Source organism: Pseudomonas sp. NFX5 (assembly GCF_049132125.1).
Classification (GTDB): domain Bacteria; phylum Pseudomonadota; class Gammaproteobacteria; order Pseudomonadales; family Pseudomonadaceae; genus Aquipseudomonas; species Aquipseudomonas marginalis.
The window spans coordinates 97,700-119,002 of sequence record NZ_JAFMZG010000035.1 but is presented as its reverse complement, the minus strand read 5'-3'; the positions used below and the strand labels follow the sequence as shown (position 1 = coordinate 119,002).

23 protein-coding genes are annotated in these 21,303 nt (G+C 60.9%); 19 read left to right on the top strand and 4 right to left on the bottom strand.

Features of this window, described 5'->3' with window-relative positions; genetic code table 11:
* The first annotated feature begins 359 nt into the window (after positions 1 to 359).
* The 12 genes from urtA to J1N02_RS25070 all read left to right on the top strand — a co-directional run bounded on the left by urtA (position 360) and on the right by J1N02_RS25070 (position 11,071).
* Positions 360 to 1,541 (top strand): urea ABC transporter substrate-binding protein, encoded by a 1,182-nt coding sequence (gene urtA / locus J1N02_RS25125; RefSeq protein ID WP_065926081.1) that lies wholly within the window; start codon positions 360 to 362, stop codon positions 1,539 to 1,541.
* Positions 1,542 to 1,620: 79 nt separating this feature from the next.
* Complete coding sequence (gene urtB, locus J1N02_RS25120; RefSeq protein WP_421147935.1) at positions 1,621 to 2,523, top strand: urea ABC transporter permease subunit UrtB; 903 nt, start codon at positions 1,621 to 1,623, stop codon at positions 2,521 to 2,523.
* 1 nt (position 2,524) lies between these two features.
* Entirely contained in the window at positions 2,525 to 3,673 is a 1,149-nt protein-coding gene (gene urtC, locus J1N02_RS25115; RefSeq protein ID WP_421147934.1) for an urea ABC transporter permease subunit UrtC, read from the top strand.
* Positions 3,670 to 4,407: an urea ABC transporter ATP-binding protein UrtD gene (gene urtD / locus J1N02_RS25110; RefSeq protein ID WP_027603387.1), complete on the top strand. Its 738-nt coding sequence runs from the start codon at positions 3,670 to 3,672 to the stop codon at positions 4,405 to 4,407. Before urtC ends, urtD begins: the two co-directional genes overlap by 4 nt.
* Positions 4,408 to 4,409: 2 nt before the next feature.
* Complete coding sequence (urtE, locus tag J1N02_RS25105) at positions 4,410 to 5,099, top strand: urea ABC transporter ATP-binding subunit UrtE (RefSeq protein ID WP_027603386.1); 690 nt, start codon at positions 4,410 to 4,412, stop codon at positions 5,097 to 5,099.
* A 23-nt stretch (positions 5,100 to 5,122) separates the two neighbouring features.
* Complete coding sequence (ureE, locus tag J1N02_RS25100; protein ID WP_065947803.1) at positions 5,123 to 5,563, top strand: urease accessory protein UreE; 441 nt, start codon at positions 5,123 to 5,125, stop codon at positions 5,561 to 5,563.
* On the top strand, positions 5,560 to 6,315 hold the full coding sequence (locus tag J1N02_RS25095; RefSeq protein ID WP_027603384.1) for an urease accessory protein UreF: 756 nt from the start codon (positions 5,560 to 5,562) through the stop codon (positions 6,313 to 6,315). The genes ureE and J1N02_RS25095 overlap by 4 nt, the downstream gene beginning before the upstream one ends.
* A 45-nt stretch (positions 6,316 to 6,360) precedes the next feature.
* A complete protein-coding gene (locus J1N02_RS25090) occupies positions 6,361 to 7,056 on the top strand; it encodes an urease subunit beta (protein ID WP_421147933.1) in 696 nt (231 codons plus the stop codon).
* A gap of 3 nt (positions 7,057 to 7,059) precedes the next feature.
* On the top strand, positions 7,060 to 8,772 hold the full coding sequence (ureC, locus tag J1N02_RS25085) for an urease subunit alpha (RefSeq protein WP_027603382.1): 1,713 nt from the start codon (positions 7,060 to 7,062) through the stop codon (positions 8,770 to 8,772).
* A gap of 26 nt (positions 8,773 to 8,798) precedes the next feature.
* Positions 8,799 to 9,452 carry an urease accessory protein UreG gene (gene ureG / locus J1N02_RS25080; protein ID WP_027603381.1) on the top strand — a complete coding sequence of 218 codons (654 nt, stop codon included), beginning with the start codon at positions 8,799 to 8,801 and terminating at the stop codon, positions 9,450 to 9,452.
* Entirely contained in the window at positions 9,449 to 10,327 is an 879-nt protein-coding gene (locus tag J1N02_RS25075; RefSeq protein ID WP_098479903.1) for an urease accessory protein UreD, read from the top strand. The genes ureG and J1N02_RS25075 overlap by 4 nt, the downstream gene beginning before the upstream one ends.
* 450 nt (positions 10,328 to 10,777) lie before the next feature.
* A complete protein-coding gene (locus tag J1N02_RS25070; protein WP_421147990.1) occupies positions 10,778 to 11,071 on the top strand; it encodes a LysR substrate-binding domain-containing protein in 294 nt (97 codons plus the stop codon).
* A 94-nt stretch (positions 11,072 to 11,165) separates the two neighbouring features.
* On the opposite strand, the gene J1N02_RS25065 is transcribed toward J1N02_RS25070, so the two are convergent.
* Positions 11,166 to 12,191 carry a LacI family DNA-binding transcriptional regulator gene (locus tag J1N02_RS25065; RefSeq protein WP_027603379.1) on the bottom strand — a complete coding sequence of 342 codons (1,026 nt, stop codon included), beginning with the start codon at positions 12,189 to 12,191 and terminating at the stop codon, positions 11,166 to 11,168.
* A 199-nt stretch (positions 12,192 to 12,390) separates the two neighbouring features.
* Here J1N02_RS25065 and J1N02_RS25060 point away from each other — a divergent pair, with 199 nt between their 5' ends.
* From J1N02_RS25060 to J1N02_RS25040, 5 genes are all read left to right on the top strand, one after another.
* Complete coding sequence (locus tag J1N02_RS25060; protein WP_256221047.1) at positions 12,391 to 12,519, top strand: hypothetical protein; 129 nt, start codon at positions 12,391 to 12,393, stop codon at positions 12,517 to 12,519.
* A gap of 13 nt (positions 12,520 to 12,532) precedes the next feature.
* Positions 12,533 to 13,561, top strand: coding sequence for a Gfo/Idh/MocA family oxidoreductase (locus J1N02_RS25055; RefSeq protein ID WP_368961760.1), 1,029 nt, complete (start codon positions 12,533 to 12,535; stop codon positions 13,559 to 13,561).
* The gene (locus J1N02_RS25050; protein ID WP_421147932.1) at positions 13,558 to 14,517 is read left to right on the top strand and encodes a sugar phosphate isomerase/epimerase family protein; all 960 of its coding nucleotides are present in this window, start codon (positions 13,558 to 13,560) and stop codon (positions 14,515 to 14,517) included. The genes J1N02_RS25055 and J1N02_RS25050 overlap by 4 nt, the downstream gene beginning before the upstream one ends.
* A gap of 96 nt (positions 14,518 to 14,613) precedes the next feature.
* Complete coding sequence (locus J1N02_RS25045) at positions 14,614 to 16,032, top strand: sugar porter family MFS transporter (RefSeq protein ID WP_051429288.1); 1,419 nt, start codon at positions 14,614 to 14,616, stop codon at positions 16,030 to 16,032.
* Positions 16,033 to 16,148: 116 nt separating this feature from the next.
* Entirely contained in the window at positions 16,149 to 16,898 is a 750-nt protein-coding gene (locus tag J1N02_RS25040) for a nitroreductase (protein WP_108574685.1), read from the top strand.
* Positions 16,899 to 16,988: 90 nt separating this feature from the next.
* Here J1N02_RS25040 and J1N02_RS25035 read toward each other — a convergent pair whose 3' ends face one another.
* Positions 16,989 to 17,114, bottom strand: a complete 126-nt coding sequence (locus J1N02_RS25035; protein ID WP_256592556.1) for a hypothetical protein — start codon at positions 17,112 to 17,114, stop codon at positions 16,989 to 16,991.
* Here J1N02_RS25035 and J1N02_RS25030 point away from each other — a divergent pair.
* Entirely contained in the window at positions 17,113 to 17,895 is a 783-nt protein-coding gene (locus J1N02_RS25030) for an IclR family transcriptional regulator (protein ID WP_098479905.1), read from the top strand. The two genes, J1N02_RS25035 and J1N02_RS25030, sit on opposite strands and share 2 nt — an antisense overlap.
* On the opposite strand, the gene J1N02_RS25025 is transcribed toward J1N02_RS25030, so the two are convergent.
* Positions 17,892 to 19,370 (bottom strand): class I adenylate-forming enzyme family protein, encoded by a 1,479-nt coding sequence (locus tag J1N02_RS25025; RefSeq protein WP_098479906.1) that lies wholly within the window; start codon positions 19,368 to 19,370, stop codon positions 17,892 to 17,894. The genes J1N02_RS25030 and J1N02_RS25025 overlap by 4 nt on opposite strands.
* 2 nt (positions 19,371 to 19,372) lie before the next feature.
* Positions 19,373 to 20,395, bottom strand: a complete 1,023-nt coding sequence (locus J1N02_RS25020) for an alcohol dehydrogenase catalytic domain-containing protein (RefSeq protein ID WP_098479907.1) — start codon at positions 20,393 to 20,395, stop codon at positions 19,373 to 19,375.
* A gap of 148 nt (positions 20,396 to 20,543) precedes the next feature.
* Here J1N02_RS25020 and J1N02_RS25015 point away from each other — a divergent pair, with 148 nt between their 5' ends.
* Positions 20,544 to 21,257: an enoyl-CoA hydratase/isomerase family protein gene (locus tag J1N02_RS25015; protein WP_098479908.1), complete on the top strand. Its 714-nt coding sequence runs from the start codon at positions 20,544 to 20,546 to the stop codon at positions 21,255 to 21,257.
* Positions 21,258 to 21,303: the final 46 nt, after the last annotated feature.

The window sequence follows — 21,303 nt, the reverse complement described above, 5'->3', positions numbered from 1 at the left end:
AATCCTTGCCGTGGAGCCCATCCATGCCGCCCACACGCTCACGGTATTGGTGCATTCAGGGTGCATTCGCGCCAAAGCAGCGCAGGCCAGTGACACGCGGCAATAGATGCAGGCGTCACTCGCACGCCCCTTCGACTGCCCGGAAAACGCCCTGGTCGCAATTGGCACTGCCCTTGCTATAACTCTCCAGAGACATCGCGCCAGCTGTTTGCCCTACGCCCCCTTGGCAAGTAGGGAAGCACCTCGCGTACGACTGGATCGGACACAGCTGTCCCGCCAGATTCGGCACAAGAAGCCTGATTTCCCGACTATTGATTTAGCCGGGATGTCGGGCTTTTTTTATTCCTGGAGAGAAGTGAATGCACAACGACAAACGCCGTTTGATCAAGCATGCCCTGTTGCTGGGCGCCTTCAGCCTGTTGCCGTTTTCCCTGGTCAGCCAGGTGCAGGCAGCCGAGACCGTGAAGGTCGGCATCATCCACTCGCTGACCGGCACCATGGCCATCAGTGAGGCCTCGGTGGTGGATGCGGAAAAACTCGCCATCGACGAAATCAACGCCAGCGGTGGCGTGCTCGGCAAGACCATCGAACCGATCGTCGAGGACGGTGCCAGCGATTGGCCGACCTTCGCCGAGAAGGCGCGCAAGCTGTTGGAAAACGATCACGTTGTCGCCACGTTCGGCGCCTTCACCTCGGCGTCGCGTAAAGCGGTGTTGCCGGTGTTCGAACGCAACAAGGCGTTGCTGTATTACCCGACGTTCTATGAAGGCCTGGAAAAATCCCCGGCCATCATCTACACCGGCGCCGAAGCGTCGCAGCAAACCCTGGCAGCCGTCAGCTGGTTGATGGCCAACAAAGGCAAGACCGTCTACCTCGTGGGCTCGGACTACATCTGGCCGCGCACCACCAACAAGCTGGCACGGGCGTCGGTGACCAAGCAGGGCGGATCCATCGTTGGTGAGGATTACCTGCCCCTGGGCAACATCGAGTTCTCCTCGGTGATCAACAAAATAAAGGCCGCCAAGCCCGACATCGTGCTGTCCACCATCGTCGGTGGCTCAAACGTGGCGTTCTACAAACAGCTCAAGGCCGCCGGCATCGACAGCAGCAACCAGACACTGATGGCGCTGGCCGTCACCGAAGAAGAAGTCACCGGCATCGGCGCCGAAAACCTCACCGGTTTTCTCACCTGCATGAGCTACTTCCAGAGCCTGAAAAACCCGGTCAACGAGAAATTCGTCGCCGCCTTCAAGGCCCGCTATGGCGACAAACGCGTAGTCGGCGACCCGATGGCGGCCGCGTACACCGCCGTGTACCTGTGGAAGAAAGCCGTGGAAAAAGCCGGCAGTTTCGACGTCCCGGCCGTGATCGCCGCGTCCTCGGAGCTGACCCTCGACGCGCCTGAAGGCGAGGTCAAGGTCCACAAGGACAACCATCACCTGTGGAAGCGCGCGCGCATCGGCACCCTCAACGCCCAGGGCCAGGTTGACGTGATCTACGAGTCCGCGCCCATCGAGCCCAACCCTTTCCCGAAACTGTGATGCAGGGTCGGGCGCGATCTGACTCGCGCCCTCTCCCGCCCACGCGGTCCGCCAACGTGCAGCGACAGGTAGCGACGCAATGACTTTCGATATTTTGGTGATGCAGGTCTTCAGCGGGTTTTCGCTGTTCTCGGTGTTGGTGCTGATGGCCCTGGGGCTGACCATCGTGTTCGGCCTGATGGGCGTAATCAACATGGCCCACGGCGAGTTGATGGCGATGGGGTCGTACATGACCTACGTCACGTCCGTGGTGTTTGCGCGCTACTTTCCCGACTACATGGGCTGGTATTTCGTGATCGGCATCGGCGTGGCCTTCGTCGTGACCTCCGCGTTCGGTTTCCTGCTCGAACGCTGCTTTATTCGCTTCATGTACAACCGCCCGCTCGACACGCTTCTGGCGACCTGGGGCCTGTCGCTGGTGCTGCAGCAGGTGTTCCGCCAGGTCTTCGGCCCCAAGGAAGTCAGCGTGCCCACGGTGCAATGGCTGCAAGGCGCGTGGAAGATCAGCGAAGGCCTGGAACTGCCGCTGAATCGGATTTTCATCATCGGCCTGACACTGGTGATCGCCGGCGCCGTGTTTCTGTTTTTGTACCGCAGCCGCTGGGGGCTGCGCATTCGCGCGGTGACCCAGAACCGCGCCATGGCCGGGGCAGCCGGCATTAACACCGCCCGTGTCGATGCGGTCACGTTTGCCCTGGGCTGCGGGCTGGCCGGGATCGCCGGCAGCTCGTTCACCATGCTGGCCTCGACCGGCCCGGTCAGCGGCCAGCAGTACCTGGTCGACACCTTCATCGTCGTGGTGTTTGGCGGGGTAGAGAGTTTGCTGGGCACCTTCCTGTCGGCCTTCGCCATCGGCCAGACGCAGATTTCGCTGGAATACCTCACCACCGGGTCCATGGCCAAAGCCATCACGCTGCTGGTGGTGATCGTGCTGCTGTTCTTCCGCCCCAACGGCTTGTTCGCCGCGAAAGTGAGACGCTGAGATGAACGATATGACTGAGACGCCCCTCACCCGCCCCAACACCTCGACGCCGAACACGCGCCGGCTGCGCACCAGGTTGCTGCCGTTGCTCGAGCGCCACAGCCTGGTCTGGCTGTCGCTGCTGTTGCTGGTGATATTGCCCCTGAGCCTGGGCGACTTTCGCCTGGGCCTGGCCGGCAAATACCTGAGCCTGGCGTTCTGCGCCGTGGGCATGGTGATGATCTGGGGCTACGGCGGGATACTCAGCCTGGGCCAGGGCATCTTCTTTGGCCTTGGCAGCTACATGATGGCGATGTACCTGAAACTTGAAGCCACCGCCAACGACGAAGCGGCGAGCGCGCTCGCCGCCTTCTACGGCTCGGCGTTGCCGGACTTCATGATCTGGAACAGCGTCGACGCGCTGCCCTGGTGGTGGAAGCCTTTCGAGTCGGCGACATTCACCTTTGCCGCGATCCTCGTCCTCCCGGCATTGCTCGCGTTTGTGTTCAGCTACGCGTATTTCAAGAAGCGCGTGGGCGGCGTGTACTTCTCGATCATCACCCTGTCGTTGGCGGCGATCATGTCGATCATGATCATCGGCCAGCAAGGCTACACCGGCGGTGTCAACGGCCTGACCGACTTCAAGACCGCCTTTGGCCTGAGCCTGCAAACGCCTCAAACGCCCTGGATTCTGTACCTGATCACCACCCTGTTGCTGCTGGGCTGCGTGGCGTTGTGCGGGTTCATCCTGCGCAGCCGGCTGGGCAAAGTGGTGGTGGCGATCCGTGACCGTGAGGACCGCGTACGGTTTTCCGGCTACAACACGGCACTGTTCAAAGCGTTCATCTTTGCCGTCGCAGCACTGATCTCCGCGCTCGGCGGGGTGATGTTCACCCTGCAGGTCGGCCTCGCGTCGCCGTCGCTGGTGGGCATCATTCCTTCGACCGAAATCGTGATTTACGCAGCCCTTGGCGGGCGTCTGTCGCTGGTCGGTGCGGTGTACGGCACGCTGTTGATCGGCGTGGCCAAAACCTACCTGTCGGAAAATTTCGTCAACTTCTGGCAGTACTTCATCGGTTTCCTGTTCATGGGCGTGGTGCTGTTCTTGCCGACCGGGCTGGCCGGTTTGCTGCAACGCCTTGGCCACAACAAACAGGAGGTGCAGTCATGAGTGGCCTGTTGCTGAGTGTCGAAGACCTCACGGTGTCGTTCGACGGTTTCAAGGCAGTGGACAGCCTTAATTTCTATGTCGAAGAAAACCAGGTGCACGTGGTGATCGGGCCTAACGGCGCGGGCAAGACCACCCTGCTTGACATGATCTGCGGCAAAACCCGACCGAGTGCCGGCAGCATCCGTTTCAAGGACCTGCAACTGGCCAACATGATCGAGTACCAGATCACCCGCGCGGGCGTTGGGCGCAAGTTCCAGAACCCTTCGGTGTATGAAGACCTCACCGTGCGCGAGAACCTCGACATCTCGTCGCCCGGCAAACGAGGCATTTTCAACTGCCTGTTCGCCCGCAAAGACCCGGCCCTGCAAGCAGAGATCGAGCAGACCGCCGAGATGATTTTCCTGCAGGACCAGCTGGGGCGCAAAGCCGGGCTGTTGTCCCACGGGCAAAAGCAGTGGCTGGAGATCGGCATGCTGCTGATGCAGCGCCCGGAACTGTTACTGCTGGACGAGCCGGTGGCCGGCATGAGTGCAGGCGAGCGGGAAAAGACCGCAGGCCTGCTCAAGCGCATCGCCAAGGGCCGCGCCATGGTGATCATCGAGCACGACATGGAGTTCGTGAAGTCAGTGGCTGACAAAGTCACCGTCCTGCACCAGGGCAAAACCCTGGCCTACGGCTCGATGGATCAGGTGCAAAACGATCCTCGCGTCATCGACGTCTACCTGGGGCACTGAGCATGCTGACCGTCAATAACCTGAACGTGTATTACGGCGACAGCCATGTGCTGCGCAATCTCGACCTGACCCTCGCACCGGCCGAGTCCCTGGCGATCATGGGTCGCAACGGCATGGGCAAGACCACCCTGCTCAGAAGCCTGGTGGGCATGCTGCCGGCGCGCAGCGGCAGCATCACGCTGGCGGGCCGGGAACTCACCGCCAGCAAGAGCTATGAGCGGGTCGCCGCCGGGGTGGGCTTCGTGCCGCAGGGGCGGATGATTTTTCCGTACCTGACGGTGGAGGAAAACATCCTCACCGGCATGCAGGGCGCCCCTGCCGCACCGATTCCCGACTACATCTACGAGTACTTCCCGGTGCTGTTCGAGATGCGTCGACGCAAGGGCGGCAACCTCTCCGGCGGCCAGCAGCAACAGCTGGCGATTGCCCGCGCGCTGGTCTCCAACCCCAAAGTGTTGATCCTGGATGAGCCGACCGAGGGCATTCAGCCGTCGATCATCAAGGACATCGCCCGGGCCCTGAACCTGCTGAAAAAAGAACGGGGGTTTTCGCTGATCGTCTCCGAACAGGTGCTGTCGTTTGCGATGGCGGTGGCCGACCGTTACCTGATCATCGAGAAAGGCGAGTTCGTGCACAGCGAGGTCCGCGAAACCGTCGACCGCGAGCGCATCCTGCGCTACCTGACCATCTGAAACCGGACCTGGGAGCACACACCATGTTGATCCTCGACCGCATTCTGGGCCAGGCCAGCGACCCTGCCCTCGCCGACCGTTTGCATGACCTCAGCCACGCAGGCCTGGTCGAAACCCTCAGCCTGTCGGCCAGCGACATTCAGCGTCATCGCCTGCGCCTGGCCAGTGATCGCGGCACCGACTGTGCGATTCGACTGGAGCGCCATCAGCAACTGCGTAACGGCTCGGTGCTGATGCTCGACGGTCAGCGCGCCATCGTCGTGCACATGCAGGACGTGCACTTTCTCGACCTGCAACCGCGGGACGCTGCCGCAGCGCTGGAGCTGGGGTATTTCGCCGGCAACATGCACTGGGCCGTGCGCTTTGCAGGCACTGCGTTACGAATCCCGCTGAATGGCCCGGAGGCCGACTACCTCGAGCGTCTTGCGCCGCTGCTCGCGGACGGCCGGGTGCTGCGCCTATGAACGCCGCACCGGCCGAGTTGCGCAGCAGCCTGTTGGCGCTGCAACAGGCCGACAGTTTTTTCCCTGGTGGTGCGGTTGCCTGGTCATGGGGCCTGGAAACGCTGGTGGCCGATGCACGCCTGGGGCAGAACGCCGCGATGACCGACCCAGTCCCTGTCAGGCGCCGTCAGCGCGGCCTGCAGAATGATCGCAGCGCTCAGGTACGGGCCTTCGTCGAAGGTCAATTGCGTCATCGCTGGAACAGTTTTGACCGGGTGTTTTTATGCGCCGCCTGGCATGCAGCGGCTGACCTCGCCACCCTGATGGACCTCGACAGTCACATCGAGGCCCTGACCCTGGCCGAGGAACTGCGCCAAGGCTCACGTCGCGTCGGCCAATCGTTGCTGGGCGTGCATGTCGCGCTCGGTACCCCCGGCGCTGCCGCTTACCAGCAACACGTGCTCGCCCGGGCAACGCCGGGGCATTTGCCGGTGTTGCAAGGGCTGCTGTGGCAACAACTCGGCATGCAACTCGAGCACTGCCAACTCACCGCCGCCCATGGGCTGTGCACCGGACTGGTCAGCGCCGCTGTGCGCCTGGGCGTAATGGGGCATGTGGATGCGCAGCGGGTACTCACCGACATCCAGCCCTTGCTGCTGCAACTGCTTGCTCAGGCGCCGCTCGCCCTCGACGACGCCAGCGGCTTCACGCCCATGGCCGAGATCGCCGTGATGCGGCACGAAACCCAGGACCTCCGTCTTTTCGCCAATTGAGGTGGCAGGCACGAAAACGCCTGCTGCCGACACAGGAGCTTGAACATGCTGCTGACGCCCACCGAACTTGAGCGGCTGACGCTGTACACCGCCGCCGAACTCTCGCGCAAACGCCGCGCCAAAGGGCTGCGCCTGAACTTTCCGGAAGCCTCGGCGCTGATTGCCGATGAAATCCTCGAAGGCGCCCGTGAGGGGCGCAGCGTGGCCGAGCTGATCGGTTTCGGCTCGACACTCCTCAACACTGACGACGTCATGCCCGGCGTGGCCGAGCAGCTGCCGGTACTGCAGGTGGAAGGTACGTTCCCCGATGGCACCAAACTGGTCACCGTGCATCAGCCGATTCGACCCGGCCGGTTGCCGTTGGCCGTCATGCCGACGCCTGGCGAAATCATCTCGCCCGAGGGCGATATACAACTCAACAGCGGTCGCCCCACGACCACCGTACGGGCCATCAATACCGGCGACCGGCCGGTGCAAATCGGCAGTCACTACCACTTTTTCGAAGTCAACAAGGCGCTGGATTTCCCGCGCGCCGCCGCCTTCGGCATGCACCTGGACATTCCTGCGGGCACCGCCGTGCGTTTTGAGCCGGGGGAGCTGCGCGAAGTGCAGCTGGTGCAATTCGGCGGCACGGGGGACATCCACGGTTTCAGCGGTTTGACCAATGGCAACCTGCACGATCCGGCCTGCAAAGCCATCGCGCTTGATCGAGCCCGCGCACAACAGTTCAAGGGGGCATGACCCATGGCAACGATGACGCGCAAGGAATACGCCGCGATGTACGGCCCCACCACTGGCGACGCGGTGCGCCTGGGGGATACGTCGCTGCTGGCCGAGGTGGAATTCGACTACGCGGTGCCCGGCGATGAATGCCTGCACGGCGGCGGCAAGACCCTGCGTGACGGCATGGGCCTGATGCCAGGGCATGACAGCGCAGACGGCGCGCTGGACATGCTGATCTGCAACGCGCTGATCATCGACCCGGTGATCGGCATCGTCAAAGGCGACATCGGCATCAAGGACGGCAAGATCGTGGCCATCGGCAAGGCCGGTAATCCGCAGGTCATGGACGGTGTCCATGCGCAATTGATCTGTGGCGTCGCAACCACCGTGCGCGACGCAGAAGGCCTGATCGTCACGCCGGGCGGGATCGATGTGCACGTGCATTTCGACTCGGCGCAACTGTGCGATCACGCGCTGGCGGCGGGCCTGACGACGCTGATCGGCGGCTCGCTCGGGCCGATTACCGTGGGGATCGACTGCGGCGGCGAATGGAACGTCGGCAAGATGCTGCAGGCCTCTGAAGCCTGGCCAATCAATTTCGGCTTTCTCGGCAGGGGCAATTCCAGCAAGCCGGAATCGCTGCTCGGCCAACTGCGCGGTGGCTGCCTGGGATTGAAGATCCACGAGGACTGGGGCGCGATGCCCGCCGTGATCGATACCTGCCTCAAGGTGGCCGATGAATACGACTTCCAGGTGCAGTTGCACACCGACACCTTGAATGAATCGGGTTTTCTCGAAGACACCCTGGCCGCCATCGGCGACCGCACGATCCACATGTACCACACCGAAGGCGCAGGCGGCGGCCACGCCCCGGACATCATCAGCGTGGCGGGAAAAGCCAACTGCATCCCCTCCTCGACCAACCCGACCAATCCGTACACCGTCAACACCTTCGACGAACACCTGGACATGATCATGGTCTGCCATCACCTTAATCCGGACGTGCCGGAAGACGTGGCGTTCGCCGAATCCAGAGTGCGTCCGCAGACCATCGCCGCCGAAGACATCCTGCACGACACCGGCGCAATTTCGATCCTGGGTTCCGACAGCCAGGGCATGGGGCGCATCAACGAGGTGATCTGCCGCACCTGGCAACTGGCCTCGAAGATGAAAGAGCAACGCGGCCGTCTACCGGAAGAAAAAACCGGATTGGGCGACAACGAACGCATCAAGCGTTACATCGCCAAGTACACGATCAACGCTGCGCGGGTGTTCGGCATCGACAGTTACATCGGCTCGCTGGAGCCGGGCAAGCTCGCTGACCTGGTGCTATGGCGGCCGGCCTTTTTTGGCATCAAGCCGGAGCTGGTGGTCAAGGGCGGGTTTATCGTGCACGGCGTGATGGGCGACTCGGCAGCCTCGCTGTACACCTGCGAACCCCTGATCATGCGCCCGCAATGGGGGGCCTTTGGTGAGGCCAAACAGGCACTGTCGGTGAATTTCGTCAATCGCCTTGCGGTGGAGGCCGATACCGCTGAGAAACTGGGCCTGAAAAAAGCCCTGTTGCCGGCCTTCGGCACCCGCACGCTGCGCAAGTCCGACATGCTGCACAACCACGCCTGCCCGGACATTCGCGTCGACCCCCAGACCTTCGATGTGTACGCCGACGGTGAGCGCCTGACCTGCGAGCCGGTCAGCGAAGTGCCCTTGGCCCAGCGCTACATGCTGCGCTGATCACAGCCAATAAAAGGAACCTGCTAATGAGCACTGCATTCAACGCCGCACCGCAGCCGCAACCCCACCCGGGCGCCGCGCGCGTCGGGATCGGCGGCCCGGTCGGCTCGGGCAAGACTCGCCTGCTGGAGCAACTGATTCCGCGCTTCATCGCGCGCGGCACCGAGCTGGCCATCATCACCAACGACCTGGCCACCCGCGAGGACGCCGAACGCGTGCAGCGCAGCGGCCTGATCGACCCACAACGGGTGCTCGCGGTGGAAACCGGCGCCTGCCCGCATACGGCGATCCGCGAAGACCCGACGCTGAACCTGCAAATGGCCGACGAGCTGGAAGCGCGATTCGAGAACCTGGACCTGATCCTGATTGAGTCCGGCGGCGATAACCTGGCCTCGACCTTCTCGTTGGATCTGGTGGATTACTGGATCTTTGTCATTGATGTCGCCGGCGGCGATGACATCCCGCGCAAACGAGGGCCCGGCGTGTTGAGCTGTGATCTGCTGGTGGTCAACAAATATGATCTGGCGCCCTATGTGGGCGTGGATCTGCCACGCATGCGTCGCGAATCAGCCGAAGCCCGCAACGGCCGGCCCGTGCTGTTCACCAACTGCGCGACGGGTGACGGGGTCGACGCGGTCGTCGACGCCATCAGCCGCGCCGTGTTGTTTGACCGACCATGAACGCGCCGCAGGAACTGTTTCGCCCGTTGATTGCACCGCCCAAGGCATCCTCGCAGGTGCAGGCCCGGATTGCCTTCAGCAAAGCGCCGTCCGGCGCCAGTTATATCAGCGAACAGCGCGTGGGCTATCCCTTTCACCTGGGCCGCACCCTGAAGCTGCCGGACGACCCGAAAGGCATGGCGGCCGTGTATGTGCAGTCGTGCTCGGGCGGGATTTTCGCAGGCCAGGATTTGCGGATGCACCTGCATGCCGGGCCGGACACTCAAGTGCATGTCAGCACTGGCGCGGCGACGGTAGCCCACAGCATGCTCGAGCAATCGGCACGCCAGACCGTCAACCTCACTGCAGAACGCGGAGCATTACTGGAGTACCTGCCTATGGCGACGATCCTGTTTCCCCAGGCAAAACTGCACAGCCAGGTAAGGGTGAATCTGCACCCGGGCGCCAGGGTGATGCTGTGCGACGCGTTTTGCCTGCACACCCCCCAGGACAGTGCCGGCCTCTTCGATGTCTACCGCGCCGACCTGGAAGTGCGCTGCCCGGCAGGCCGTTTGCTGGCCGGCGATCGCCTGGCGCTGAACGGGCAAGACCTGCTGCGGCAATTACCGGGCGTCGGTGGTGCCTTCCAGACCCTGGCGACATTCATGCTCGTGGGTCAGGGCTTGCCTGTCGAAGCGCTGAAAACCGCATTGCGCAATGCCCTGCCCACTCACCCCGACAGCTACCTGGGTGTCAGCGCATTGCCCAACGACTGCGGGGTTTCATTACGCATCATGACCCTTGATGCCGTGTCACTGCGCAACAGCCTTCACAGAGCCTGGGCGTGTGTACGTGAGCATCTGACCGGTGTGGCACCACGTATGCGCCGCAAATGAGGAGTGACGATTGCAGCCCACGCCGGCTGACGGCGTTCAGCGATTTTCTGTTCCACCGCTGGCAGGAGGCGCCGTGGGATCAATGACCTCATTCGCCGCAGCCGATGCATCGTAGGCATCTCGAACAGCCGCTAAGTTTCGTAGGAAATTTTGTAGGTCTTGCCTATCCGCTCGACATGTGCAAATCCAAGCTCGCCAAGGTGCATACCCGCGATAAGAATCTTGTCCGAGCGCATGGACCCCTTCGTCCTGGCCGGGAGCGGATTCGATGCTGCCATCCATTTCGAGCACCCAGCGTGGACGGGTATGCGGACTCACCACCTTTTGCATGAAGTGCTGGTTCCTGTTTGTCATCCTGCATTGCTCCAAGAGAGCACAGGAGCAGCAACACTGGACATGCTTCCACGCCTGCACCGACGGCAGAACCCGGATGCCTGACAGCGCTATTCCCTGGAAACGGGGATCCCACTTACCAATCCAGCGATTGGTGCGCGCTACGATCTTCACGGCATGTTGATCGAGGCGGCATTGGCCGGCCTCGGTGTTGCGCTGGTCCCGCGTCTTTACGTTGAAACTGAACTGGCGTTAGGACGTCTGGTCGCTCCGTGGCCAGAGGGGAAAACCATTTCCAAAACCTTCTGCCTCATCCTCCCCGAGCCCATCGCATTGAGCAGAGAGCCAATACAAGCGTTTGCTCAATGGATGCTGGACGAAGCGAAGAAAGCAACGACGGTTGAGTCGTAGGGAACCTCCTTTTGCAGGCCTGCCACCAGGCTGTCCCATACGCTTTTATGTATGCATCGATGCATGCAAATTAGATACCGACCGCAACCTGGCCTTACGTACCACAGTTATATCGAGTGTGAATCAAGATCTGTGTTGAAGGTGGCGTTGTCGCCGCTCCCTCAATCGCTCCTCGTATCCAGCGCACCGCTGCGGCAGTCTCGCCAACGAAATCATGAGAGATAACATAATCCATGACGCCGGACTCAAGCATCGCCCGCGTATGAACCGTAAGCTCATGACCGACAAAAATAGGCCGATCCTCAACCGCAATGGTATCTATCGCTTGAGCAACGCCCCGATTGGCGCCGGCCACGTTGTAGATGGCTGCCGGGTAGTAGTGCTTGGAAAAATAACGCGTCAATTGCTCAGTAGTGGTATAGGGGCGATCATCGGAAATCACCCGCTCGTCGATCTTCAGATAGGGAAACTCCGAGCGAAGCACCCTGCGAAACCCCATCTCCCGCTCTTGCTGGCAGCGAAACGGCACACTGGTCACTAACAGAATTTTTGCCGGCTCCTTGGGTAACGCATTGCCTATCAGTAGCCCGGCGACACTGCCTGCCGCATATTGATCGTTGCCTACGTAAGCGCTTCGTCCGGAATTAGGCAGGTCGGTGGTCAGGCAAACGACGGGGATACCCAGGCTGCACAGTTTGCGAATCGCTCGGTTGATCGCCGGATGCTCGCGCGATACGACAATCACTCCATCCGCTGAGGCACCCTCAGCCTGAACCTGATCAGCAAACGCGGCGGGATCGACCTGGTTAGTCGGTACATAGTAGCCATGTACGACGACACCAGGTGTCGAGGCGTTCACCACTGTCTCGGCGCCGGCCAGCGTCGCATTGAAGGTTTCGCCCGAATCGCAGAATAGCTTGATCTGCAACGTTGCCATGCCGTCAGCCAAATCTTTCTTTAGCTTATCCAGCGCCGCCAGCACTTTCAGACGAGTATTTTCCCGTACGCCGGGGCGGTTATTCAGCACACGATCGACGGTCGCTGCCCCGACCCTGGCCACCTTAGCGACCTGTTGAACAGTGGGGCCCTTCCATAAGCGCGCCGATGTTTGCATGGTCATATAGCCAGCCCTTTTTTGATGTTATTTACACCATATACGCATTGCTGATGATTGTTTTCAAGAGCAATGACAGGCATCAATGCATCTTCGCATTTGAGGTGTTTTACATCATAAACCGCCTATGGCGCTGCTTGATGATTGCTTTTTCGGTGCTAATAATCGAGGCATAACAAACACAACAAACCGCCAGGATCGCCCCATGAGTAACTCGTCCCCACCGGTTGATTTCGACCGCCACGGCTACGCCGCTTGTGCCCTATTGCGCACCTCCTTTCTCAATCAACACGCTCGCGAGTTCGACGCGGCGTTGATGACTTTCGCCCATTGATAGGTAGTTGAATATGAGCATACGAATCGCCGTTATCGGCGCAGGGATTATGGGGGAAGATCACGCCCGCATCATTGCCCAGGACCTTCCGGGAGCCACTTTGCATGTGGTGTGTGATGCGTCGCCAGAGCGAGCGAAGCTGATAGCTGACCGTTATGGCGCCGCTGACGTTTCCACTGATCCACTGTTCACGCTTTCAAGGTCCGATGTCGATGCAATCATCATCGCCAGCCCGGACGAAACCCATGCGGTCCTGACCATGGCAGCCATCGATGCAGGGAAACCTGCACTGTGTGAGAAACCGCTGTCTCAAAGCCCGGACCAGTGCCTGGCGGTCATCGACAAAGAGGCCTCCCGGGGTCGCCAATTCGTGCAACTGGGCTTCATGCGCCGGTTTGACCCTTCGTACAGGGAAATGAAAAGTGCCTTGAGCGACGGCGTGATCGGTCGGGCTGTGATGATGCACAATTTCCATCGCAACGTAGAAGCCCCCGCCAACTTCAGCGGGCAAATGGCGATCAGTAACTCCGCGCCTCATGAATTCGATGTGGCACGTCACGTGCTCGACACTGAATACGTTGCCATTTCAGTGTTCCAACCCACCCACACGTCTAAGGACGGCGTCGGCGCCCCGGTATTCATGGTGCTGGAAACCCGGGAAGGCCATCTGGTGAACATCGAAATCAACAACAACGCCCATTACGGGTACGACGTCCGTGGCGAGCTGGTGGGCGAGCTGGGTTCCGTGCAACTGGCCAGCCCCGTACATGCTCGCTTCAACACCTGTCTTCAGGGTTTTGAACGGTACGCTGCCGATTGGCGGCCGCGTTTCGCCGACGCCTACCGCCTGCAGAACAAAGCATTCGTGGAGTTCATCACCACAGGAAGGTTCCCCGTCGATGCCGCGAGTGCCTGGGACGGCTATTGCGCAGCCATTGTCGCTCAAGCTGGCATCGAGGCGCTCAATCAGCGTCGCCGGGTCGTTTTGCCAACGCTGGAAGCACCGCCCCTCTACCGATCGAGAGAAGGAGCTACGTCATGAAGCTGGGATTCGTCACCGATAGCCTCGGTCACCTGCCATTGCGGGAGATGCTCAAGCAGGCGGAACGCCTGGAAGTGTCGGGCCTGGAGATCAACACCGGCGGATGGTCGACCGCACCACACTTTAACTTGGCACAGATGCTCGCCAGCGCCGAAGACCGCAAGGCACTCAAACGCAGCTTCCAGGAGCACAATCTGGAAATCATTTCCCTGAACGCCAACGGCAACCCTTTGCATCCTACACAGCCCGAACAAGGCCAATGCCTCCGGGACACGATACGCGTAGCCGGTGAACTGGGAGTCAAGACCGTCTGCACCATGTCTGGCTTACCGGAAGGTCGGGCCGGCGACAGGATGCCGAACTGGGTGGTTGCCTCATGGCCTCCCGAAACCCAGACAATGCTGCGCTATCAATGGGAAGAACGCCTGCTGCCCTTCTGGAGCGAGATCGCTGACCTGGCCAAGGAAAATGGTGTGGAGCGTATCGCGTTGGAATTGCACGGTAACCAATGCGTCTACAACGTCCGTTCGCTTCTGAAACTACGCCATGCGATCGGACCGGTGATAGGCGCCAACCTGGATCCCTCTCATCTGTTCTGGATGGGCGCTGATCCGCTGGTAGCCGCCGAGGCACTAGGCGCTGCCATCTACCACGTACATGCCAAGGATACCTTGCTTAATGCGCCAGTCCAGGCCGTGGACTCACTCCTGGAAAATGGCTCATTGATGGATATCTCATCCCGTAGCTGGTCCTACATCACACTTGGATTCGGCCACGGCGAGCAATGGTGGAGGCAGTTCTGCTACCGCTTGAAAATGGCTGGCTACGATGGCTGGCTATCGATTGAGCATGAGGACGTTTTACTCAACAGCCTCGAGGGCTTGGAAAAGTCCGTAAGACTGCTAAAGAGCGTCATGCCGGTTGCCGCCAGCGATTTCAAACCCCAGTCCATCTGAATCGCACCACGAGAAAAAACCAATGTAATTCCATATTAAATCGCTCACCGCAATGGCGAGTGAGCCTCCCCATGAGTTTCAGTCAGGAATATCACAATGACAATTAATTCCTACGGAAATACGGCAGACACTTCAGCCGCCTATGTAAGTCCTGAAAAACGCCAGGCACAGCGCTACCTGCAAAAAGTGACTTGGATCGCCACGTTTGGCGGCCTGCTGTTCGGCTTCGATACCGGCGTCATCAATGGCGCCCTGCTCTACATGAAGGATGACCTGGGCCTGACGCCATTTACGGAAGGCCTGGTCGCCAGTGCCTTGTTGATCGGCGCAATGATGGGGGCGCTGTGCAGCGGTCGCTTATCAGACCTCAAGGGGCGCCGCCGTATCATTCTTTTCCTCGCCGTGCTGTTTTTTCTTGGCGCATTGGCTTGTGCGCTGGCGCCCACCCTCGATGTCATGGTGGCCGCCCGCTTCACGCTCGGGTTAGCGGTGGGCGGCGCATCGGTCGTCGTGCCGGCGTATCTTGCAGAGATGGCTCCGTCCAGCATCCGCGGTCGCATCATTACCCGTAACGAGTTGATGATCGTCACCGGGCAATTCCTGGCCTTCACCACTAACGCCACATTGGGCAATTTGTTCAGCGATCTCGATGGTGTGTGGAGATGGATGCTTGCCTTGGCAACCCTGCCAGCAGTGGCACTCTGGTTGGGAATGCTCTACATGCCCGAAAGCCCGCGCTGGCTGGCAACCAAAGGCCGCTTCAGAGAGGGCCTGGAAGTACTGAAACTAGTACGGGAAGAGTACTATGCCAAGGCTGAAATGGAGGCCATTACCCAACAGATCAGCAACGAACGATTCATCAAAAAAGGTGGCTGGCGCGACCTGTCTCAAAAGGGCGCGCGACGAATCTTTTTGATTGGCATCGGTATCGCTGTTACGTCGCAGCTGACCGGAGTCAATTCAATCATGTACTTCGGCACCCAGATCCTCACAGAAGCAGGCCTGGAACAACGTAGTGCACTGATCGCCAATGTCGTAAACGGCGTTATCTCGATTGGCGCAACGTTCGTGGGTATTGCTCTGCTGGACCGCGTGGGCCGTCGCCCAATGATGCTGCTCGGTTTCACCGGCACTACATTGTCTTTATTGTTGATTGGCCTGGTCTCAGTTTTTGTCGACCCCTCCGTTACCCGCGCCATGCTCATTCTCGGAGCCATGGCGATGTTCCTTGCCTCCATGCAAGGGCTGATCGGGCCTGCTTTCTGGGTACTTTTGGCAGAAATTTTCCCAATGCGCATCCGCGGCGGATGCATGGGTATGGCTATCGCAGCCTTCTGGTTGACCAACGTGATGATCGGCATGTTCTTTCCAACTCTGGTTGCGACAATCGGGATCGGCCAAACCTTCTTTGTATTCGTGGGAGCGGGACTTCTGTCACTGACCTTTGTCGCTGTGTGGGTACCGGAGACACGAGGCAGCACGCTCGAAGAGATTGAACAGCGGTTGTATGGTTAGACGAGATCGAGTATGACGCGCCCATGACCATGGTCAGTTTCGACGAAAAATCCCTCGACATGAAAATCGCGCAGTCGCCGGCCGACGACTCCCCCTGAACGGAACCCGCTAAAAGGATGCGTATCTTGAATCGCTTATCACCACCACCGCTGTCTGCGCTAGAAACCCAGCGCACTGTCGATTGGGCAATCATGTCACGGCGCAGCATCAGGGCCTTTTTGCCGACAGCCGTGCCCCATGAGGAAGTCGAAGCGATTCTGGATGTCGCACGCTTCAGTGCCTCGGGTGTGAACATGCAGCCCTGGCAAGTGCACGTTGTAACCGGTGAAGCGAAAGAGCGCCTGTCAATGGCCATCAGCGCGATCGACAACGACCCACGGCTCAGCAGCGATATGCAGGAGCCCTACGCCTACTACCCGAACGAATGGATCACGCCTTACATCGATCGCCGGCGCAAGGTGGGTTGGGATCTCTACGGGCTGCTTGGGATTGCCAAAGGTGAAAAACAACGCATGCACCGACAGCACGGGCGCAATTACCGGTTCTTCGACGCGCCGGTTGGCTTGCTGTTTACCGTGGACAACGTGTTGGAGCAAGGCAGCCTTCTGGACTACGGCATGTTTTTGCAAAACATCATGCTGGCGGCACGCGGGCGGGGGTTGCACACCTGCCCGCAGGCCGCCTTCCTCAAATACCACAACGTCATTTCAGAGATGTTGAGCATTCCCGCCGACCAGATGCTGGTGTGTGGCATGAGCCTTGGCTATGCCGACCCCAAGGCCGTTGAAAACACTCTGGTAACAGCCCGGGAACCGGTCAGCGCTTTCGCCGTTTTTCACCATAATAATAAGGAGACCCAGCCATGATCAGTGGTGCATACGCAGCCAGGGCATCGGCGTCGGGCCATTGGGCGTTTTGCAGTAGGGACTTGAACACATACAGACGATTGCGACGGGTCAGGTGTTCTTCGACACGTAAATCAAGGCTTCACCCAGCAACGGATCGCGGCTAACCTTGGCCACCGGCCAAGCCTGCGATCCGCGCTTGCCGAACATAATGATTTCGGAAGCTGCTGCCACCATGGATATTTCTTCGACGCCTTCTCCGCCTGCCAGTAACAAGGAAAATACCGGTGGGCGCGTACAGGTCATCGACCGCTCGATTGTACTGCTGCGCACCCTCTCGGGGCTCAAGCATGGCGCCAGCGCTCTGGACCTGGCGCGGCTGACCGGTATAGACCGCACCACCATTCATCGCCTGCTCAAGACCCTGACCCACTGGAGCCTGATCGAGTCCCAGGGCGGCACCTATCGCATCGGCCCGGAATGCCTGATCTATTCGGCGGCGTACCTGAACCGCCTGAACCTGCGCAAGATCGCCCTGCCCTACGCCATCGAGTTGCAACGGGTGATCGGCGAGCGCCAGGCGATTGTGTCGCTGTCGGTGCCGGTAGGTGACCAGGTGGTGTTGATCGAGCGGATGTGGACGCCGACCACGCCGCTCAACGTGATTGTCGACCTCGCCGACCAGTTCCCCATCGACGGCAGCCCCAGCGGGCGTGCGGTGCTCGCCACCTACAATGAGGCGGCCGCGCAGGCGATCCTGGGCGAAGCGCGGTATGCCAAGGTACGGCCGGCGTTGGAGTTGATCCGCAGCCAGCAGGACTTCGCGTTTGGCCATGGCGAGTTCAAGCCTGGCCTGTCGTCGGTGGCGTTTCCGATACGCGTGGAAGCCGGGCAGGCCATTGGCGCGGTCGTCGTGGCCGGGCTTGAGATGGAAGACGAAACCCACCCCGGCTCGTCCCTGGCCAGCCATGTGCGCCGCGCCTGTGAAGGTATCGCGGCGCAGTTGGGCAACCTTTAGGGCCTGAGGCCCAGGGCGGCGAGCAGGCGGTTTTTCTGCACCTTGCCGTAGTGGGAGCGCGGTAGTTCGTCGATGAAGTAAATGCGGCGCGGCACCTTGTAGCGCGACAAGCCGGCGCGGCAGTGGTCCATCAACTGCTGCGCCGACAGGTCTTGCGAACCCTCTAATACCACGGCTGCGCACACTTGCTCGCCCCATTCCAGGTCCGCCAGGCCAAACACGTGGGCGTCCTGCACGCCGGGATGGCTCAGCAGGTTCTGTTCGACTTCACCGGGCTGCACGGATTTGCCGCCGCTGCGGATGATGTCCTTGCAACGCCCCAGCACGCGCAGCAGCCCATCGGCACCAATGCGCCCGAGGTCACCGCTGCGCAGCCAGCCGTTGTCCAGGGTCTTGGCACTGAGGCCCTCGAGCTGCCAGTAACCACTCATCAATTGCGGCCCGCCGAGCAGAATCTCGCCCACACCGTTTGCGTCCGGTTGATCGATGCGGATCGCGGCGCTGAACAACGGTCGGCCCACCACGCCTTCACCACTGTCGCCGGCCGCGCGCACCGTCGCCATTTGCGCGGGCGAGAGGTAGCAACTCCAGGGCGCTTCGGTCATGCCGTAGAGCACGCCGATGCGTTCACTGAACAGGCTGCATGAGCCTTCCAGCACTTCGCCGGTCAACGCGGCAGCGCCGACATCGAGGCTCTTGAATACCGGAAGATCCGCCGCTGCAGGGCCGGTTTCGCGCAACAGGCGCAGTAATTGCGTCGGCACCAGGGAACTGAACGCCACCCGGTACTCAGTAAGCTGAGCGATGAAGGCCTTGCCGTCGAAGCGACCACCCAACACCACTCGGCCGCCGCTGAGCAAATGGGCCAGCACCGCCACCGCTGCAATCGGCCATAGCGGACGGACGTTGAGCAGTACATCGCCAACCACCGCGCCCCGGCCCATGACGATGTTCTGCAACACCGCGCACAAGCTGGCATGCCGATGCATCACCGCCTTGGGCGTGCCGGTGGTGCCGCCGGTGTAGTTGAGCGAGGCGAGTGCCTGAGGGGATTGCGCCGGGCGTGGGAGGATGTCGACGGGGTTGGATTCGGTGACGGTGTGCAGCGGCAGGCAACGGATGCCCAAGCCTTGCGCCACACCGGTGTACTGCTCGGAAAACAGCAGCAAGGCAGCGCCCGCGTCCTGTAGCTGAGCAAGCAATTCGTCAAGCACCAGGGCCGGGTCCAACGGCACGCGCACGCGGCCGCTGGCCATGCAGCCATAGTCGGCCAGCAGGTAGTCGATGCTGGCGTCGGCCAGTAAGGCCACCCGCGCACCGACCGGGATTTGCAACCGCTCCAACGCTTGGCCGACGCCGCTGAGGGCGCGGTCCAATTCGTCAAACGTGAGGGTGCGAGCACTGGCCGGTTCGTGCAGTGCGATGTGGTCCGGCCATTTAAAGGCCGCCTGGCTGAGCAGCGTACTGATGTCCATGCTTACCACCCGCTCAACACAATACGCCCATTGACCTGACGCGACTCCAGCAGCGCATGGGCCTCAGCCACTTGGTGAAACGCCAGCACCCGGTCGATCAGCGGCTTGACCTGCCCGCCCTTGATCAACGCCAGTGCCAGGCGCACCTCTTCCAGCGTCGCGCTGCCCGAACCCTGCACCCGCAGGCGTCGGCCGATCAACAGCCCCGGGTTGATCGGCACACTGGCGGGCGTCACATTGCCCAACACCACCACGCGCCCTCCGAGGGTCATGCTACGCAGGGTGTCTTCGAGGGTGCTGCCGAGGTTTTCCATGGCAACGTCCACGCCGCGTTTGCCGGTGAGTTTCCAGACCTCGGCGCTGTAGCTGCCGCTGCTCACAATCACGTCATCGGCGCCCAGGCTGTGGAGAAAGTCACGCTTGTCCGCACTGCCCGTGACGGCAATGACCCGCGCGCCCGCTGCCTTGGCCAATTGAATCTGATGGGCGCCCAGGCCACCGCTGGCGCCATTGATCAACACGCTTTCGCCGGGTTTGAGCGCGGCCTCGCCGTGCAAAGCGCGCACGCTGGTGCCGATCGGGCAGGACGCCAAGGCGGCCTGGATGTAGTCCAGACCGTCGGGCAGTTCGATGGCGGAGATCGCCGGTACTCGCAGGTATTCGGCATAGGCGCCTTCAGTATCCACCGATGGCAGGCCCAGGGCCCGGCACAGATCCTGGCGACCGCGCAGGCAGTCACGACACTGACCGCAAAAGCGTCGCTGGTAAACCACCACCCGGGCGCCGACCGTCAAGTGGTGCACACCCGCGCCCACCTCAACCACTTCACCCGCCACCTCATGGCCCAGTACCACGCCGGTATGGGCTCCCGGTAACCGCCCGGCACGATGCAACAGGTCGTGATGGCAAACCCCTGCTGCCGCGACCTGGACCAACACTTCACCCGCACCAACCTGCGGGGTCGGCACCTCCTCGACCTGCAATTGCTCCGGCCCGCCGAAGGCTTTTAGAACTATGGCTTTCATTTTTTATAACCGTTTTTGACCCGATAAGAATATGTTCATATAACAAACATATTGTTTGCATTGTGCACATCGATTAAGTTTTCCTCACTTTGACGCAGACCTCAAGGGGCAATCGCGTCTTTCTTTCTCTCTCAATGAAAAGCACACCATGACAGTCGAGTACCAAGCTATTGGCGAAGGAATTCTGGTCGTCACCCTCAACCGCCAGGAGCGCCTGAACGCACTGGACAGCCAGGCCAAGCACGAGTTGGCCGAGGTTTGGCAACGCGCTCAACACGACCACGCGGTGCGCGCCATCGTGCTGCGCGGTGCCGGCGAGCGGGCGTTTTGCGCCGGCTCCGACCTCAAGGAAATCGACGCCACCGGCGAGACGGTCAGCAGTGACGTCTTGGCTCGCGCCCTGCCCGGCGTCGGCAACGACCTGAGTAAACCGGTGGTTGCCGCGTTGCACGGCCACACCTTGGGCCTGGGCATCAGCCTGGCGATTCATTGCGATTTCCGTATTGCGCGGCATGACACGCGGTTCCACTTTCCGGAAGTGCAGCACGGCATGTTGTCGGGTTTCAGTGCGATCACCCTGCCCAGCCTGATCGGCGAAGCAGCAGCCCTGGACATCATGCTCAGCGCGCGCAAGTTCAACGCCCAGGAGGCGCTGGCCATCGGCCTGGTCAATCAGGTGGTGGACGACGCCTACGCCAGCGCGCTGGAACTGGCCGCACGCCTGGCCAACCATTCCTCTAAGGCCGTGGAATGGACCAAGACCTTGCTGCTGGCCGAACGCAAAGCCCGACTGACGCGGCAGATGGCACTGGTCGACCAGGCTCGCCAGGACGTGATGCTAGGGCGCGATGCGAAGGTGTAGCCCCCACCCCTATAACTAGAAACAGCCAACACATAAGCCTCCCCAG

What these genes read in the sequence shown, in the direction of transcription:
- J1N02_RS25020 (WP_098479907.1), bottom strand. Translation starts at nt 20,395, where the DNA reads ATGAAAGCCATAGTTCTAAAAGCCTTCGGCGGGCCGGAGCAATTGCAG.
- J1N02_RS25060 (WP_256221047.1), top strand. Translation starts at nt 12,391, where the DNA reads ATGAGTAACTCGTCCCCACCGGTTGATTTCGACCGCCACGGCTACGCC.
- urtE (WP_027603386.1), top strand. Translation starts at nt 4,410, where the DNA reads ATGCTGACCGTCAATAACCTGAACGTGTATTACGGCGACAGCCATGTG.
- J1N02_RS25040 (WP_108574685.1), top strand. Translation starts at nt 16,149, where the DNA reads ATGCGTATCTTGAATCGCTTATCACCACCACCGCTGTCTGCGCTAGAA.
- J1N02_RS25030 (WP_098479905.1), top strand. Translation starts at nt 17,113, where the DNA reads ATGGATATTTCTTCGACGCCTTCTCCGCCTGCCAGTAACAAGGAAAAT.
- ureE (WP_065947803.1), top strand. Translation starts at nt 5,123, where the DNA reads ATGTTGATCCTCGACCGCATTCTGGGCCAGGCCAGCGACCCTGCCCTC.
- J1N02_RS25095 (WP_027603384.1), top strand. Translation starts at nt 5,560, where the DNA reads ATGAACGCCGCACCGGCCGAGTTGCGCAGCAGCCTGTTGGCGCTGCAA.
- J1N02_RS25055 (WP_368961760.1), top strand. Translation starts at nt 12,533, where the DNA reads ATGAGCATACGAATCGCCGTTATCGGCGCAGGGATTATGGGGGAAGAT.
- J1N02_RS25050 (WP_421147932.1), top strand. Translation starts at nt 13,558, where the DNA reads ATGAAGCTGGGATTCGTCACCGATAGCCTCGGTCACCTGCCATTGCGG.
- urtB (WP_421147935.1), top strand. Translation starts at nt 1,621, where the DNA reads ATGACTTTCGATATTTTGGTGATGCAGGTCTTCAGCGGGTTTTCGCTG.
- J1N02_RS25035 (WP_256592556.1), bottom strand. Translation starts at nt 17,114, where the DNA reads ATGGTGGCAGCAGCTTCCGAAATCATTATGTTCGGCAAGCGCGGATCG.
- J1N02_RS25075 (WP_098479903.1), top strand. Translation starts at nt 9,449, where the DNA reads ATGAACGCGCCGCAGGAACTGTTTCGCCCGTTGATTGCACCGCCCAAG.
- ureC (WP_027603382.1), top strand. Translation starts at nt 7,060, where the DNA reads ATGGCAACGATGACGCGCAAGGAATACGCCGCGATGTACGGCCCCACC.
- urtC (WP_421147934.1), top strand. Translation starts at nt 2,525, where the DNA reads ATGAACGATATGACTGAGACGCCCCTCACCCGCCCCAACACCTCGACG.
- J1N02_RS25015 (WP_098479908.1), top strand. Translation starts at nt 20,544, where the DNA reads ATGACAGTCGAGTACCAAGCTATTGGCGAAGGAATTCTGGTCGTCACC.
- J1N02_RS25045 (WP_051429288.1), top strand. Translation starts at nt 14,614, where the DNA reads ATGACAATTAATTCCTACGGAAATACGGCAGACACTTCAGCCGCCTAT.
- ureG (WP_027603381.1), top strand. Translation starts at nt 8,799, where the DNA reads ATGAGCACTGCATTCAACGCCGCACCGCAGCCGCAACCCCACCCGGGC.
- J1N02_RS25090 (WP_421147933.1), top strand. Translation starts at nt 6,361, where the DNA reads ATGCTGCTGACGCCCACCGAACTTGAGCGGCTGACGCTGTACACCGCC.
- J1N02_RS25065 (WP_027603379.1), bottom strand. Translation starts at nt 12,191, where the DNA reads ATGACCATGCAAACATCGGCGCGCTTATGGAAGGGCCCCACTGTTCAA.
- urtD (WP_027603387.1), top strand. Translation starts at nt 3,670, where the DNA reads ATGAGTGGCCTGTTGCTGAGTGTCGAAGACCTCACGGTGTCGTTCGAC.
- J1N02_RS25025 (WP_098479906.1), bottom strand. Translation starts at nt 19,370, where the DNA reads ATGGACATCAGTACGCTGCTCAGCCAGGCGGCCTTTAAATGGCCGGAC.
- urtA (WP_065926081.1), top strand. Translation starts at nt 360, where the DNA reads ATGCACAACGACAAACGCCGTTTGATCAAGCATGCCCTGTTGCTGGGC.